The sequence below is a fragment of the Stenotrophomonas rhizophila genome, assembly GCF_007667275.1.
Classification (GTDB): domain Bacteria; phylum Pseudomonadota; class Gammaproteobacteria; order Xanthomonadales; family Xanthomonadaceae; genus Stenotrophomonas; species Stenotrophomonas maltophilia_AE.
Genome location: NZ_VDQT01000001.1, coordinates 1,232,360 through 1,248,221 on the forward strand (window position 1 = coordinate 1,232,360; position 15,862 = coordinate 1,248,221).

Genomic DNA, 15,862 nt, shown 5'->3' on the forward strand with positions numbered 1-15,862 from the left:
AGCAACCGGTTCTGTGTAGGGATTGTGTGATCGGGATCTCTAAGCGATGTCACGCTGAAGCCGCGTTCATCCACATCACGATCACGTCTGCATTGCTGGGCGGTACATCCAGGTCAGGCGAAGTCATTGAGGATTTCGCCGATGCCGGCCGGGGACAGCTCAAGGCCCAGCGACGTGCCCGGATTCACCACCACGCCATACCCGCCGGGCACGCGCTTGAGCACCTCGATCATGCGCATGCGGATCGTATGCGGGGCCTGCTGGCCGTGGACACCCACGCGCGCCATGTCGGTGAACACCGCCACGTGCAGGGTACCCTGCTTGTCGAACAGCAGCGGGTCGAAACCGCTGCCGTCGGGGGTGACCAGGCTGCCGGTGAGCAGCACCACGTCGGAGGCGACGAAGGCCTTCATGAACGTCCCGATCGGCAGCTGGCCGTCCATGGCGGACTGCAGCAGCGTTTCAAGGGGGGTCTGTGGGGGCAGGTCAGTCATGCGGCGGGTGCAATGCGGGGCGGAAGGAAGAAAGGACATTGTACCCACCCGGTAGCCACCGACCGTTGGTCGGTGGTCCCGGCGCACCGACCAACGGTCGGCACCTACCGGGAAAGCCGGTCGGTCCGTGCCTGCTGGTCCGCCACCGCCTTCGCCAGCTCGGCCTGCAGCGCCTTCTGCTTCACCGGTGCATCCAGCAAGTACACCTTCACCCCGTGCGCAGGCACCTCCGCCTTCAGGCTGCGCGTGACGGCCTGGCTGCCGCCGCCCAGCGCGTCGCGCCAGGTGCCCGCCTGGAGGTAGCGGCTGACCTCGATGCTGCGCGCGGTGTCGCCCTTGTTCAACAGCACCAGCGCGGTCTGCGCGGTATCGCCGTGCTGGAGCACGCGGAAGAACACCGCCTCATCGCCCTGCAGGCGCTCGTTGACCTGCAGCCCGCGCTGCAGCGCCGGGGTCGCTTCACGCAGCCTGGCGATGCGCTGCAGCGGCGCGAAGATCGGACTCTGCGGCGCGGCGTCCACCCGCGCCTGGCCGAAGTACGCGCGGTTGCCGGCGTGCTCGGCGCGGCTGCGCATGAAGCCGGTTTCCGAGCCGTAATACAGCACCGGAATGCCGCGCGCGGTGAACAGCCAGTTGTGGGCGTCGATGAAGCCGTTGTCGGTGGCATCCAGCCGCGCCATGTCGTGGTTGTCGTAGAAGCTCATCAGCTTGTACGGATTGGCGTACGGGCCACCGACCAGGTGCAGCGGTTCGGCCAGCGCCTCGAAGCCCTTCTGCTCCCTGCCGAACACGCTGGACATCGCGCCACGCAACGGGAAGTCCAGCACGCTCACGTTCGCGTTGGACGGCCAGGTGTGTTCGGCGATCTTGCCGGCGTCGTAGTCGAACGCCTCGCCAAACATGAACATGCCCGGGTGCGCGGCACGGATGCGGTTGACGAATTCATGCCACCACGGGTGCGGCAGCCAGCCGATGGTGTCGATGCGCAGCGCATCCACGCCCTGCGCCGTCCACTGCAGGTAGGCGCCGACCAGATAGTCCATCACCCCCGGGTTGGCCTGGTTGAAATCGCCCAGCTCGGCCAGGTTGCCATCGAAGATCGAGCCCTTCGCGGCGTCGACCGGGCCGATGTTGTTGTAGAACGCGTGCAGCGGGTTGTGCTTGGGGTCCAGCTGCTGCGGCGGCAGGTTCTGGTGGTCGGCAATGAGCTTGCCGTCCTTGTCGAAGATCTGGCCGAACTGCGGCTGCTTTACCGGCATGGTCCAGGCCGGCGAACCGTGGTTGCCGACGATGTCCAGCACGACCTTCAGCCTGGCGTCGTGCAGGCCACGGGTGAGCCCGGCGAAATCCAGGTCCGCGCTGGGCAGGTGCTCGTCGAGCTTGTAGAAGTTGATGCCCCAGTAGCCGTGGTACCCGGTCTTGCCGCGGTCGGTCAGGGTGCTGGTGCAGCTGATCGGCTTGCTGCCAGTGAAGGCCTCATCCGGGTTGTCGATGATCGGGGTGATCCACACCGCACCGAAACCGAGGTTGCGGATGTAGTCGGCATTGTCGAGCACGCCCTTGAAGTCGCCGCCGAGATAGCCGATGTTGCCGTCGACCTTGTCCGGGCACGGCACCGGGATGTCGAAGGTGCGGTGCTTGCCGCCCTGGTCGCGGTGGTCGTTGGTCGGGTCACCGTTGACGAAGCGGTCGGTGACCACGAAGTACACCGCATCGCTGGCGAACGGCTCCAACGTGCCCACGTACTCGGGGCGCGGGGCGGCAACGGCATGGCCGGCCAGCAGCGCGAACGAAAGGCCCAGCGACAAACGCGAACGAGACAGCATCAGACAACCTCCTGGTGGGACGGCACCCGCAGCACGCACAACCCGGCGATCAACAGGCTGACGCCACCCAGCGCCAGCACGTGCATCGGGTTGCCGCCCAGCCACAGGCGCAGCATGAAGCCCAGCGCGCTGGCCGCGACCAGCTGCGGAATGACGATGAAGAAATTGAACAGGCCCATGTACACGCCCATCTTGGCCGCCGGCACGCTGTCAGACAGCAGTGCATACGGCAGCGACAGGATCGAGGCCCAAGCGAAACCGACCCCGACCATCGACAGCAGCAGCCACTTCGGGTCGTCGATCAGCATCAGCGAGATCAACCCGAGGCCGCCCAGCCACAGGTTGACCAGGTGGCTCAGGCGCAGGCCCATCAGCCGTACCATCAGCGGAATCAACAGCGCGGCGAGTGCGGCAAAGCCGTTGTACGCGCCGAACAGCACGCCCACCCAGTTGGCGCCCTCGTTATAGGCGGCCGACGCCGGATCGGTAGAGCCGAAATGGGTACCGGCCACCGCGGCAGTGGTGTAGATCCACATCGCGAAGAGCGCGAACCACGAGAAGAACTGCACCCACGCCAGGCGGCGCATGGTGCGTGGCATGCTGCGCAGGTCATCGACGATGATGGCCAGCATGTGCGGGCCCGGCAGCAGCCGCGCCACGCCAAGCAGCAGGCCGTAGGCGATGCACAGCCCGGCCAGCACGTAGAGCATCTTGTCGCCGTTGCGCCAGGCGATGGCCGCAGCCAGCGCCAGGCCGAGCGCAATCCAGCCACCGATCTGCAGCATCGGCGGCGGCCCGGCGACAGGCGCGGACTGGTGCACGGCCGGCGGCTCGGCATCGTCGAAGCTGGCCAGCTCGGTCGGGGAGTACTCGCGGGTGCTGAACACCGTCCAGGCGATCGAGGCCAGCAGCACCACCGCGCCGAAGTAGAAGGCGTAACGCACGGTCGGCGGCACTTCGCCGGCGGCAGCGGTATTGGCCACGCCGAAGTGCGCCAGGATGAACGGCAGGAAGCTGGCCACGATGGCGCCCACGCCGATGAAGAAGCTCTGCATCGCGTAGCCGGTCGGGCGCTGGCGCGGGGCCAGCTTGTCGCCGACGAACGCACGGAACGGCTCCATCGAGACGTTGATCGAGGCATCCAGCACCCACAGCGTGCCCGCCGCGATCCACAGCGTGGGCGAGTTCGGCATCACCAGCAGGGCCAGCGTGGTGAACACCGCGCCGATCATGAAGTACGGGCGGCGGCGGCCCCAGCGGGTCCAGGTGCGGTCGGACAGATAGCCGATGATCGGCTGCACCAGCAACCCGGTCAGCGGTGCGGCGATCCACAGCCCGGGTACGGCGTCCATCGGCGCGCCCAGCGTTTCGAAGATGCGGCTGGCGTTGGCGTTCTGCAGGGCAAACCCGAACTGGATGCCGAGGAAGCCGAAGCACATGTTCCAGATCTGCCAGAACGACAGGGTCGGCTTGGCGGTGCGGCTCATCGGGTGGCCTCCGCCTCGCCGGCCACCGGTGCGATCAGCAGCGCTTGCACGTTGGCCGCGTTGAGCACGCCGTCGCGGCCGCCCTTGCCACCGTTGTACTGGGCGAAGTGTTCCAGTGCGCTCATGTTGAAGCCTGGTTCCAGGGTGAAACGGCAGCTGCCCTTGGGCAGGTCGAATTCGGCGGCGGTGGACTCCTGCGGGCCGATGCTGTGCGGCATCACGATCGTGGCGCGCTGGACCGGTTGCCCCGCGCATTGCACGGCCAGCTGCTTCACGGCAGCGGTGACGCCGGTGTTGATCGGGCCGTTGGGGTTGTCGTAGTGGAGGCGGATGCGGACGCGGGTGGGCTTTGCGGCGGTCCAGGCCCACTGGGTTGCGCCGGGCAGGCGTTGCTGTGGGCCGATACAGGTCATCGGGCTGTGCAGCGATTCGAGGGCGCCTTCGCGACGGGTGAGGCTGATGCAGTGCTGGTGGCCGTCGTTGGTGACGGTGTGGGTGGCGGAGCTGCCCACCGCGATACCGTCTTGCCAGAGCTGGTGGTGGGCGGGAATGGCGATGGTCCAGGTGTTGCCGCGCTTCTGCGCTGCCGGGGCGGCGGGGGTGGCCGGGGCGAAGGCGTTGGGGTTTGCCGGGTCTGCGCGGAAAGCGGACACGCGTGGCGTGACCCTGCGCGGTTCGAGCTGGACGGTTACGGTGTTGCCCTTGCGCTCGATCTTCTTTGCTACGAGCAGGTCGCCGTCGAGGTTGCGGGGGCGCTTGAGGATGTAGCGGGTGCTGCCGGTGTCGAGCTCGATGCTGTCGCGGTTGCCGAACAGCTGCGGGACCAGCACCACCGGCAGCTTGGGCGCGACCGTGCCGTCGGCTTCCACGCCGAACACGCCTTCGAGCACCATCGAGAGGTAGCCGGCTACCGACCACAGCTGGCGCGGCGAGTTGACCACCGGGCCGCTCAACGGGCCCTCGTCGACGTGCACGGCCAACGTGCGCATCTCGTAATTTTCCATGTTCGAGCCGGCCAGCGCGCTGCCGCGCATCAGCGATTCAATCTCGCGCTGGATGCGGGTGGCATCATCCACCTTGCGTGCCGCACGCAGCGAATAGGCGCTGACGAACGGCCACACCGCCCGGTTGTGGTAGATCGGCTGCTGCGCTTCCTGCGGCCACACCACCGGGCTGCCGCCTTCCACGTACGGGTAGTTGGCCAGCGAGCGGCGGGCACGCTCGGCCGGGAACACCTCGGCCAGCACGCCCAGCGAGATGCCCAGCAGGTCGTACTTGGCATACGGCACCAGGTGTGCGGCTTCGCCGATGTAGCTCATGTACATGCCGGCGTCTTCGCGCCAGAAGCGCGCGTCGATCTGCGTGGCCAGCGCGTCGGCCCAGGCCGCGTACTCGCTGGCGCGGGCGTCGCCAAGCTCACGGGCATACTTCTCCGCAAGGCGCAGCGCCTGGTAGTGCAGCACGTTGGTGGACAGCGCGAAGGACTCGCCGATGAAGCGCACGTCCTGTCGGGTCCAGTCCGGGTAGGTCTGCTCGCGCCAGTCCAGGAACGAGGTCTCGCCCCGATACAGCCCGATGCGCGGGTCGAACACCATCGCGCGATCCTGTTCCAGCGTGGCCTGCAGCGCCTGCCATGTCTCGGTCATGAAGCTGGAGCTGTCGGTCAGGCCGCGCGCGGCCAGGAACCACACCACGCGGTCGCTGCTGATCGGCCAGCTGCCGCCCGAGCCGGTGTCCTGGGCTACGAACAGACCGGGCGTCACGCCGTCGCGGGCCTTGGACAGCTTGAACTGCAGCGACTGCCGGGTCCGGATCGGCTCGAGCCGGGCCAGCGCCAGGTCGGCGGCGAAACTCACGTCGCGCGTCCATACGTAGGGCCAGCGCTCGCCGGTCTGGAAGCACTCGCAGTCCACCGGGTTACCGAAATTGAAGGCCGGATCGCGGATCGCGTCCACGCGGTCGGCGGCCATCTCCTGTTGCGCCAACGCGAACAGCGCATCGAACAACACGCTGTCGGTGCGGCTGCGCATCGGCTGGGCGTCGATCGCCACCGCTTTGCCGTCCGCCAGCAGCTGGAAGCTGCCGTCGGCCGCAGTGCTGGCGCGCGCAGTGCGCCCATCGAATGTCAGGTCCGCCGCCGCAGCGGTGGACACCAGCGCCGCCCCAAGGGCAGCGGTCAGGCAGATCGTTTTCAGCATCGAAAAGCGGCCGACCGGCCTGCGCCCGTCTGCCTTCCTCCCTTCTTGCACGCGGTGTGGTTCGGCAGCACCGGAGCGCTGCCCTCGCGGCCCCCTCCCAGGGTGCCTGCCTGCATGGTAGGCGACGACCCTTGGTCACCGCACCGCGCAGGCGGTTATCCGCGCACCTTGCATACGTATTCATGGCCAACCGCGGCGACGCCCTTGCCAGCGTGGCTATAGTCCAAGCCGGATTCCGGCTGCCCTGGGAGGGGAAATGGCTTTGGTTGTTGCGTTGCCGCGCGCACTGCGCGTGTCCCGTCCGCTGGCTTGGCTGGCGATGTCCCTGCTGGTCTGCGCCAGCGCTGTCCAGGCTGAACCGGTCACGGTGGCCAGCGCCAGCTCCCCAGGCAACGTGCTGAAGGTATCGCTGCAGCTCGACGGCGGCATGCCCAGCTACCGGGTCGCACGGCTGGGCCAGACCGTGGTGGCTGAATCGAAGCTGGGCTTCCAGTTGCGCGATGGGCGCCTGGACCGTGACCTGGAAGTGCTGGGCCAGCACACCCGCAGCGTGGATGACACCTGGGAACAGCCGTGGGGCGAACGCCGCAACGTGCGCAACCACTACAGCGAAGTCACCGTGCAGCTGGGCGAACGCAGTGGTGCCAAGCGCCGCCTGGACGTGGTGTTCCGGGTCTACGACGACGGCCTGGGCTTCCGCTACCGCTTCCCCGAACAGCCGGGCCTGCGCGAGGCGATCATCGATGACGAGCTCACCGAGTTCGCGATCGCCCCCGAATCCACCGCGTGGTGGATTCCGGCCGGCGAGCCCATCCATTACGAATACCTGTACCAGCGCACGCCACTGGCCCAGGTTCCGCTGGCGCATACCCCGCTCACCCTGCGCAGCCACGATGGCCTGCACGTGGCGATCCACGAGGCGGCGCTGGTCGACTACGCCGGCATGTGGCTGCGCCGCACCGACGGACAGCGCCTGCGGGCCCAGCTGTCGCCCTCGGCGGAGGGCTGGAAGGTACGCCGCACCCTGCCCTTCAGCACGCCGTGGCGCACCCTCCAGATCAGCGACACCGCCGGCGGGTTGGTCGACTCCAACCTCATCCTCAACCTCAACGAACCCAACGCACTGGGCGATGTGAGCTGGGTTAAGCCGTCCAAATACCTGGGCGTGTGGTGGTCGATGCACCTGGACCAGGAAAGCTGGGCGACCGGCCCGAGACATGCGGCCACCACCGCGAAGACGAAGAAGGTGATCGACTTCGCGGCCAGGCACGGCTTCCGCGGCGTGCTGGTGGAAGGCTGGAACCCGGGCTGGGACGGCATGTGGGTCGGCAACGGCTACGACTTCGATTTCACCCGCGCCACCCCCGATTTCGACATTGAAGCGTTGTCGGCCCACGGCGCGAAGCAAGGGGTGCACCTGATCGGCCACCATGAAACCGGCTGCGCCATCGAACATTACGAAGACCAGCTGGGTGCGGCGCTGGACCTGTACGCGCGGCTGGGGGTGGACTCGTTCAAGAGCGGCTATGTGTGCGACGACGGCCAGGTGGACCGGCGCAATCCGGCCGGCGGGCCGCTGTGGCGCGAGTGGCACGACGGCCAATTCATGGCCCGGCATCACCTGAAGGTGGTGCAGGAAGCGGCGAAGCGGCATATCGCGGTGAACCCGCACGAGCCGATCAAGGACACCGGACTGCGTCGCACGTATCCGAACTGGATCTCGCGCGAGGGTGCGCGCGGCATGGAATACAACGCCTGGGGCCAGCCGCCGAACCCGCCCGAACATGAGGTCAATCTGGTGTTTACCCGGATGCTGTCCGGGCCGATGGACTACACCCCCGGCATCCTCAGTTTGAAAGGCCGCCACGGCCAGCCCATTCCCAGCACGTTGGCGCGGCAGCTGGCGCTGTACGTGGTGATCTACAGCCCGATCCAGATGGCGGCCGACCTGCCTGAACATTATGAACAGCACCGCGAGGCGTTCCGTTTCATCGAGGACGTGGCGGTGGACTGGGACGACAGCCGGGTACTGGACGGCGAGGTGGGCGACTACGTGACCATTGCGCGCAAGGACCGCAACAGCCGCGACTGGTTCTTGGGCAGCATCACCGATGAGCACGGCCGTTCGCTGCCGGTACCGCTGTCGTTCCTGGAGCCCGGCGTGCGTTACCGCGCCGAGATCTACCGCGATGGGGAGGGTGCGGATTATCAGTCCAATCCGTTCGCGTTCAGGCGCGAAACCCGCCAGGTCACCAGCGCGGACACCCTGACCATCGTGCTGGCGCCCGGTGGTGGCCAAGCCATCCGGTTTACCCCGTTGTGAAGCCGTAACGACCAACGGTCGTTACCTACCTCGCCCGCACACGCGTACCACCCGCGGGCGTCAAATGCCCCGGTAGGGCACGACCGTTGGTCGTGCCGCCGGTGAAACCGGTTCCACAATCCCGCATTTTCATTGAATACGTATGCAGGATGATTCGCGCCGAAGGCGCGCTGCCTACCATAGCCACGCAGTCAACGGCCACCACGCCGTGACACCTGCGGCAACGCATCGCCGTTGATCACAACATGAGTTTGGCAACATTGCCTGGGAGGGGAAAATGTTGAATCGCAAGCGCAGCGCGCTGAGTATCGCGCTGGCCGTCGCCCTGACGCCGTCATTGGCGTCGGCGCAGTCCACCACCACCGCGCCGACCACCGGCAGCGCGGCCACCGAGCTGGACACCGTGCAGGTGACCGGCATCCGTCGCGGCATCGAGAATGCCATCGCGATCAAGCAGGACGCCACCTCGGTGGTCGAGGTCATCTCGGCCGAAGACATCGGCAAGCTGCCCGACGTGAGCATCGCCGAATCGCTGGCCCGCCTGCCCGGCCTGGCCGCCCAGCGCGTGGCCGGCCGCGCCCAGGTCATCAGCGTGCGCGGCCTGTCGCCTGATTTCGCCACCACCCTGCTCAATGGGCGTGAAGTGGTCAGCACCGGCGACAACCGCAGCGTCGAGTTCGACCAGTACCCGTCCGAACTCATCAACGGCGTGACCGTGTACAAGACCCCGGACGCCGCGCTGGTCGGCCAGGGCCTGTCCGGCACCATCGACATGCAGAGCGTGCGTCCGCTGAGCTTCGGCGAGCGCGTGATCGCGGTCAGCGGCCGCTACTCGAAGAACTCGCTGGGCAAGGCCGCCAACGTGGACGCCTTCGGCAACCGCTTCAGCGCCAGCTACATCGACCAGTTCGCCGACAACACCTGGGGCATCGCGCTGGGCTACGCGCACAGCGACAACCCGATCCAGGAAAACCAGGTCGGCCTGTATGAGCCGTGGACCACCGAGCACACGGACAACGGCGAGCGTCGGGGCGTGGCACCTGGTACCTACTTCTCGGACGGCATCAAGGCCCTGCGCCGTACCGGCAACGCCAAGCGCGACGGTTACATGGCCACCGTGCAGTTCCGCCCCTCCAACGTGTGGACCAGCACCCTTGACCTGTTCCACACCGAAGCGGAGCAGATCGACACCGCCAACCAGTTCGAGCTGAGCCTCAGCGGCAACGGCGAAGATGGCAACGTGCCGGGGGCGCTCCTGCCGGTGTTCAGCAACGTCCGCACCAACCCGGACGGCACCTTCACCGGAGGCACGATCAGCAATGCCTACCCGCTGGTGCGCGGCATGTACAACAAGCGCGAGGACAAGATCGATGCCTTCGGCTGGAACAATGAGGTCAACCTGGAGGGCGTCAAGCTGGTAGCCGACGTCAACTACTCCAAGGCCACCCGCAAGGAACTCAACCTGGAGAACAACCTCCAGCTGATCCCGCGCCCGCAGTTCGACACCATCGGCGTCGACGTGAATGCCAACGGCTTCTCGCAGATCACTCCGGGCCGGGACTATTCGAATCCGGAGTCGCTGTTCCTGACCAATACCATCTATGGTTCGGGCTACGGCAAGGTGCCTGAAGTGGAGGACCGTCTGAAGGCCGCGCGCCTTGCCGCCACCTTCGCCCTGCCGGAGCGCATGTCCGCGTGGTTCTCCGACCTGGACGTGGGCGTCAACTACGCAGACCGTCGCAAGCAGAAGACCCAGGCCGAGGGCAACATCCTGCTTGGTGACCAGGGCGAATCGACCATCGCCTCCGATCTGCAGTACAGCCCGGTCAACCTGGGCTTCGCGGGCATCGGCTACATCCCGGCCTGGAACGTACCGGCCGCGGTGGGTCGCTACATGGAGTTCAACCCGGTCACCAACCTCGACTACCTGATCCCGAAGTCGTGGGTGGTGCAGGAGAAGACCACCACTGCCTGGGTACGCGCCAACATCAATACCGACCTGGGCGACGTGGGCGTGCGCGGCAACATCGGCGTGCAGATGGTCCGCACCGACCAGAGTTCGCAGTCGAACTACTTCGACCGCTCGCGACCGGCCGGACAGGAAGTCCTGCCCATCGATGCAGGCAAGACCTACACCGACTGGCTGCCCAGCCTGAACCTGGCGTTCCTGTTCCCGCACCAGCAGACCCTGCGCTTTGCGGTCGCCAAGCAGGTGGCGCGTCCGCGCGTGGACCAGATGCGCGCGGGACTGGAGTTCGGCGTGGACAGCAACAACGGCAGGCCCGGCGGCAGCGGTGGCAATCCGTTGCTGGACCCCTGGCGCGCCAACGCCATCGACCTGTCGTATGAGAAATACTTTGGCGAAAAGGCATATCTGGCCGCAGCGATCTTCTACAAGGATCTGAAAAGCTATATCTACACCCAGTCGGTGGACGACTATGACTTCAGCAACCTGCTGATCGGCTACGTTCCGCCGCCGGGCATGACCGCGCCGGTCCTGACCACCGGTACCTTCTCCACCCCGGAGAACGGCAACGGCGGCACCCTGCGTGGCCTGGAACTGACCGCCTCGCTGCCGCTGGAGATGATTGCCGCGCCCCTGCTCGGCTTCGGCATCCAGGCCAGCGCGACCTTCAACGACAGCGACATCGAGATCCTGGACCCGGAAAGCGCCTCCAGCGTGGGTACCGATCCGATCAGCCTGCCGGGCCTGTCCGAGCGCGTGTACAACTTCACCGCCTACTACGAGCGCAACGGCTTCGAAGCGCGCGTGAGCCAGCGTCGTCGTTCGGACTTCATCGGTGAGATCGGCAACTTCAACGGCAACCGCACCCTGCGTTACGTGGTGGGCGAGAACGTGACCGACGCGCAGATCAGCTACACCTTCGCCGACGACAGCGCCATGAAGGGCCTGACCCTGCTGCTGCAGGGAAGCAACCTGACCAACGAACCGTACCGCACGTATGCCGGCACCAAGGATCGCCCGCTCGAATACATCGAGTGGGGCCGCACGTACATGCTGGGTGTGAACTACAAGTTCTGATCCTGGCATGAAGCACGAACGAAGAACCCGCTGCGCGAGCAGCGGGTTTTTTGTCGTGGGTCAGTGGTGAATCAAACGCGGGTGCCGGTGGGGCGAGTGCGGGGCCGCCATACCCTTGCCTGCGAATGTCCCCCGGCGTCGGCCTGCGGCCGCCACCTCCTCCTTTACTTCGCCGCAAGGGCATGGCGGCCCCGCACTCACCCCACCGGCGTCGCCCCTGATTTCCGCTTTTCCATCGCGAGCCGTAAGTCGAGCCCCGTCGCGGCCGGTAGGTCCCTGGCAAAGTAAAGGAGGAGGCCGTCGCCGCAGGCGTCGGCCGGGGGACATTTGCATAGGGGCCTGCCGGCCGCGGCGGGGCCCTTAACGCTCGCGATTAACTTGATCGAAGACCGCGCACCCAGCTTCCACGGCCTTCGGAAGCAAGCGGAGAACAAAAAAAGGGCGGGACTTCGCAGCCCCGCCCTTCAATACCACCGGAAATCGTGAATCAGCCGCGCCGCGCGCAGTACATCGCCTGCGCCGGCAGCGCCAGCTGCGAACCCTCGGCCTGCCCCGCATCCGGCCCCGGCACGTGCAGCGCGTGCCAGTCGCCCGCCGGCAACGCCACCTGTACCGCCTCGGCCGACAGGTTGAACGCAAGCAGCAGCGTCTCATCACCGTGCGTGCGTTCAAACATCAGCACCGGTTCGGCCGTCTCCAGGAAACGGATATCACCCAGCAACAGCGTCGGCATCGTCCGCCGCCACGCCAGGAACTGGCGGAACGCGTTCAACACCGAGTGTGGATCGTGTTCCTGCACGGCCACCGCCGCACTGCGGTGTTGCTCCGGGATCGGCAGCCACGGCGTACCCGTGGTGAACCCCGCCAGTGGCGCGTCCAGCCACGGCATCGGCGTGCGGCATCCGTCGCGGCCCTTGAAGTTAGGCCAGAAAGTGATCCCATACGGATCCTGCAGCGCCTCGAACGGCACCTCCGCCTCGCCCAGGCCCAGTTCCTCGCCCTGGTACAGGCAGATCGACCCGCGCAGCGAGCAGAGCACCGCAACCAGCAGGCGCGCAAGGCGCGGCTGTGCGGGATGCCCGCCCCAGCGCGTCACCGCGCGCTCCACGTCGTGGTTGGAGATCGCCCAGCACGGCCAGCCCTCGGTCATGGTCGCTTCCAGCCGCGACACGGTGTCGCGGATGTAGGCAGCGCTGTAATCCTTCACCAGCAGCTCGAAGCTGTAGCCCATGTGCAGGCGGCCCGGCGCAGTGTATTCGGCGGTGGTCGCCAGCGAATCCTCGGCCGAAATTTCGCCCAGGCTGACCGCGCCCGGGTACTGGTCCAGCAGCCCGCGCAGGCGCTCGATGAACGGCAGGTTCTCCGGGCGCGTGTTGTTGTAGTAGTGGTACTGGTACGCGTACGGATTGTCCGCGCTGAAGCCACGGCCCAGGCGCTTCTCCGCCGGCTTGGCCGGGTTGTCGCGCAGCTCCCGGTCGTGGAAGCAGAAGTTGATCGAATCCAGGCGGAAGCCGTCCACGCCCCGGTCCAGCCAGAACTTCACGTAGTCCAGCGTCGCCTGCTGCACGGCCGGGTTGTGGAAATCCAGGTCCGGCTGGTCGGCCAGGAAGTTGTGCAGGAAGTACTGCTCGCGGCGCGGCTCCCACTGCCAAGCCACGCCGCCGAAGATCGACATCCAGTTGTTGGGCGGGGTGCCGTCCTCGCGCGGGTCGGCCCACACGTACCAGTCCGCCTTGGGATTGGTACGGTCCTGGCGGCTTTCGCGGAACCAGGCATGCTCGATCGAGGTGTGGCTGAACACCTGGTCGATCATCACCTTCAGGCCCAGCGCGTGCGCCCTGGCCAGCAGGCGGTCGAAGTCGGCCAGGGTGCCGAACAGCGGGTCCACGTCGCGGTGGTCGGCGATGTCGTAGCCGAAGTCAGCCATCGGCGAAGTGAAAAACGGCGAAATCCAGATCGCGTCCACGCCCAGCGAGGCCACGTAATCCAGGCGCTCGATGATGCCGGGCAGGTCGCCCACCCCGTCACCATTGGCATCGAGGAAACTGCGCGGGTAAATCTGGTAGATGACGGCACCGCGCCACCATGGAGTCTGCGTCATCGAGGGCCCCCCTCCGGGCTTCCAGGGCGCCCTCCCACGGGCGCCAGAACGTACCCGACAAGCTTAGCGGGCTGCCCTCGGCGGTGGCGCGGGGTGCATACGTATTCACGCCCTGCCGGGGCGCGGCGGCCTTCGCGGGCGGAATACGCCCGCACCGCCTATAATTCCGCCCAAGCCTGAAAGTCAGACCGCATGACCATCACCGAAGACACCCGCCCCGCGCTGGGCCTGCCCCAGATCCAGTCGCTCGCCGCGCCCGACATGGCCGCCGTCGATGCGCTGATTCGCCGCCGACTGTCCTCGGATGTCGTGCTGATCAACCAGATCGCCGACCACATCATCTCCGCCGGCGGCAAGCGCCTGCGGCCGATGCTGGTCATGCTGGCCGGACAAGCGGTCGGCCAGGCCGGCCCGGAGCACCACCAGCTGGCGGCCATCATCGAGTTCATCCACACCTCGACCCTGCTGCACGACGACGTGGTCGACGAATCCAGCCTGCGGCGTGGCCGCAGCACCGCCAATGCGCTGTGGGGCAACGCGCCCAGCGTGCTGGTGGGCGACTTCCTGTACTCGCGCAGCTTCCAGCTGATGGTGGAACTGGACCGCATGCCGGTCATGCAGATCCTGGCCGACACCACCAACCGGATCGCCGAAGGCGAAGTGCTGCAGCTGCTGCACGTGCACAACCCGGACACCGACGAAGCGGCCTACCTGCGGGTGATCGAACGCAAGACCGCGGTGCTGTTCGCCGCCGGCACCCGCCTGGGCGCGCTGGCCAGCGGCGTCGACGAGGCCACCCAGCAGGCGCTGTACGACTACGGCATGGCGCTGGGCTATGCCTTCCAGATCGCCGACGACGTGCTGGATTACTCGGCCAACGCCGAGGAACTGGGCAAGAACCTGGGCGACGACCTGGCCGAAGGCAAGGCGACCCTGCCGCTGATCCACGCCATGGCGCATACCGACGCCACCACCCGCGAGCGCCTGCGCACCATCGTGCAGAACGGCGATGCCGACGCCATGCCGGAAGTGCTGGCCGCCATCCACGCCACCGGCGGGCTGGATTACAGCCGCCGCCGCGCCGAGGAATATGCCGACGCCGCCGAGCGCGCGCTCGACGGCCTGGCTGACAACGACGCGGTCGCCGCCCTGCGCGGCTTGGCCCGTTACGCGGTACAGCGTTCGCATTGATTCCGCGGGTGACGACCAACGGTCGTCACCTACCGGGCTGGCCCCGGCATTTATCGGGGCGCGACGACCAACGGTCGCCGCCTACCGGGCTGGCACGTGCATTTCGCATTCCGGGGTAGCGCCCGACCGTTGGTCGGGCGGCGCCGCAACGCGGCGTGCGTCAGCGCTTGTCGAACAACCGTTCGAAGAACGTATCCAGGCTTTCCCACGCCCGCTTCGCCGCGCGCTCGTTGTACAGGCACCCCGGCGGGTTGTTGGCGTCGGCCTCGGCGAAACAATGCACCGCACCGCTGTAATTGGTGAACTCCCAATCGACCTTGGCCGCGTTCATCTCCTGCTCGAAGCTGGCGATGTCGTCCTTGCTGATGCCCTTGTCATCGGCACCGTTGAGTACCAGCACCGACGGGTGCGTTCCACCGGCCTTGGCCGGCAGCGGCGACCCCAGCCCGCCATGCAGGCTCACCACGCCCGCCAGCGGCGCACCGGCACGGGCCAGTTCCAGCACCGTCGTGCCACCGAAGCAGAACCCGACCGCGCCGATCTTCGAGGCATCCAGCGGCGCATTGCCGGCCTGGGCCTTGAGCACCTCCAGCGCCTTCAGCGCGCGGGCGCGCAGCACCGGGCGGTCATTGCGCAGCTTGGTGGCGACCGGGCCGGCTTCGGCGTCGGTCTTCGGGCGCACGCCCTTGCCATACACGTCCGCCACCAGCACCACGTAGTCGTCGCCGGCCAGCTGCTTGGCCTTGGCGATCGCCGAGTCGTTGACGCCGCGCCAGTTTGGCACCATCACCAGGCCCGGGCGCTTGTCGTTGTCTTCGTCGTCGTAGACCAGCACCCCGCTGAAGGTGGTCCCGTCGTGCTGCCACTCCACTGGCTTGGCCTGCATCGCCGCCACCGCCGGCAATGCCGTCATGCCCAGTACCAGTGCCGCACCCCACTGCCATTGCTGCTTCATGCGCCTGCTCCCTCTGGGAAAGAGCCCAGAGTGTATGCCGGAACATGTGACGGGCCGCAGGTGACGGGTGGCTACGCGGCGTGGGGCACGTGGCGGGTACCAACGCGGCGGGGCGCGCGTCGCGGGTTGTAACGCGGCCGATGGTCACACGGGGGGTGGTAACGCGGCGGGTGGTCACTCGGCGGATGGTCACACGGGGGGTGGTAGAGCCGACTGTTAGTCGGCTGCGCCGTTGGCGCTATGC

At 67.0% G+C, this 15,862-nt stretch carries 9 protein-coding genes; 3 read left to right on the plus strand and 6 right to left on the minus strand.

Annotation, left to right across the window (positions count from 1 at the left end; genetic code table 11):
* Positions 1-113: 113 nt before the first annotated feature.
* The 4 genes from FSZ13_RS05300 to FSZ13_RS05315 form a co-directional block, all read right to left on the minus strand.
* Complete coding sequence (locus FSZ13_RS05300; protein ID WP_145478334.1) at positions 114-494, minus strand: SseB family protein; 381 nt, start codon at positions 492-494, stop codon at positions 114-116.
* A 104-nt stretch (positions 495-598) separates the two neighbouring features.
* Positions 599-2,320 carry an alpha-amylase family glycosyl hydrolase gene (locus FSZ13_RS05305; protein ID WP_145478335.1) on the minus strand — a complete coding sequence of 574 codons (1,722 nt, stop codon included), beginning with the start codon at positions 2,318-2,320 and terminating at the stop codon, positions 599-601.
* Positions 2,320-3,807, minus strand: coding sequence for an MFS transporter (locus FSZ13_RS05310; protein ID WP_145478336.1), 1,488 nt, complete (start codon positions 3,805-3,807; stop codon positions 2,320-2,322). Before FSZ13_RS05310 ends, FSZ13_RS05305 begins: the two co-directional genes overlap by 1 nt.
* Positions 3,804-6,005: a Six-hairpin glycosidase-like protein gene (locus tag FSZ13_RS05315; protein WP_145478337.1), complete on the minus strand. Its 2,202-nt coding sequence runs from the start codon at positions 6,003-6,005 to the stop codon at positions 3,804-3,806. The genes FSZ13_RS05310 and FSZ13_RS05315 overlap by 4 nt, the downstream gene beginning before the upstream one ends.
* 319 nt (positions 6,006-6,324) lie before the next feature.
* On the opposite strand from FSZ13_RS05315, the gene FSZ13_RS05320 reads away from it, so the two are divergent.
* Together FSZ13_RS05320 and FSZ13_RS05325 are read left to right on the plus strand one after the other, a co-directional pair.
* A complete protein-coding gene (locus FSZ13_RS05320) occupies positions 6,325-8,328 on the plus strand; it encodes a glycoside hydrolase family 97 protein (RefSeq protein WP_145478560.1) in 2,004 nt (667 codons plus the stop codon).
* 277 nt (positions 8,329-8,605) lie between these two features.
* The gene (locus tag FSZ13_RS05325) at positions 8,606-11,371 is read left to right on the plus strand and encodes a TonB-dependent receptor (RefSeq protein ID WP_145478338.1); all 2,766 of its coding nucleotides are present in this window, start codon (positions 8,606-8,608) and stop codon (positions 11,369-11,371) included.
* A gap of 487 nt (positions 11,372-11,858) precedes the next feature.
* On the opposite strand, the gene FSZ13_RS05330 is transcribed toward FSZ13_RS05325, so the two are convergent.
* Positions 11,859-13,472, minus strand: coding sequence for an alpha-glucosidase family protein (locus tag FSZ13_RS05330; protein ID WP_145478339.1), 1,614 nt, complete (start codon positions 13,470-13,472; stop codon positions 11,859-11,861).
* Between the two features lie 192 nt (positions 13,473-13,664).
* On the opposite strand from FSZ13_RS05330, the gene FSZ13_RS05335 reads away from it, so the two are divergent.
* A complete protein-coding gene (locus FSZ13_RS05335) occupies positions 13,665-14,663 on the plus strand; it encodes a polyprenyl synthetase family protein (protein WP_145478340.1) in 999 nt (332 codons plus the stop codon).
* 160 nt (positions 14,664-14,823) lie between these two features.
* Here the strand turns inward: FSZ13_RS05335 and FSZ13_RS05340 are convergent, their stop codons facing one another.
* Complete coding sequence (locus FSZ13_RS05340; RefSeq protein ID WP_145478341.1) at positions 14,824-15,618, minus strand: dienelactone hydrolase family protein; 795 nt, start codon at positions 15,616-15,618, stop codon at positions 14,824-14,826.
* Positions 15,619-15,862: the final 244 nt, after the last annotated feature.

Bases quoted from the DNA above. Each gene is read 5' to 3' on its own strand.
- FSZ13_RS05300 (WP_145478334.1), bottom strand. From the start codon at position 494: ATGACTGACCTGCCCCCACAGACCCCCCTTGAAACGCTGCTGCAGTCC.
- FSZ13_RS05305 (WP_145478335.1), bottom strand. From the start codon at position 2,320: ATGCTGTCTCGTTCGCGTTTGTCGCTGGGCCTTTCGTTCGCGCTGCTG.
- FSZ13_RS05310 (WP_145478336.1), bottom strand. From the start codon at position 3,807: ATGAGCCGCACCGCCAAGCCGACCCTGTCGTTCTGGCAGATCTGGAAC.
- FSZ13_RS05315 (WP_145478337.1), bottom strand. From the start codon at position 6,005: ATGCTGAAAACGATCTGCCTGACCGCTGCCCTTGGGGCGGCGCTGGTG.
- FSZ13_RS05320 (WP_145478560.1), top strand. From the start codon at position 6,325: ATGTCCCTGCTGGTCTGCGCCAGCGCTGTCCAGGCTGAACCGGTCACG.
- FSZ13_RS05325 (WP_145478338.1), top strand. From the start codon at position 8,606: ATGTTGAATCGCAAGCGCAGCGCGCTGAGTATCGCGCTGGCCGTCGCC.
- FSZ13_RS05330 (WP_145478339.1), bottom strand. From the start codon at position 13,472: ATGACGCAGACTCCATGGTGGCGCGGTGCCGTCATCTACCAGATTTAC.
- FSZ13_RS05335 (WP_145478340.1), top strand. From the start codon at position 13,665: ATGACCATCACCGAAGACACCCGCCCCGCGCTGGGCCTGCCCCAGATC.
- FSZ13_RS05340 (WP_145478341.1), bottom strand. From the start codon at position 15,618: ATGAAGCAGCAATGGCAGTGGGGTGCGGCACTGGTACTGGGCATGACG.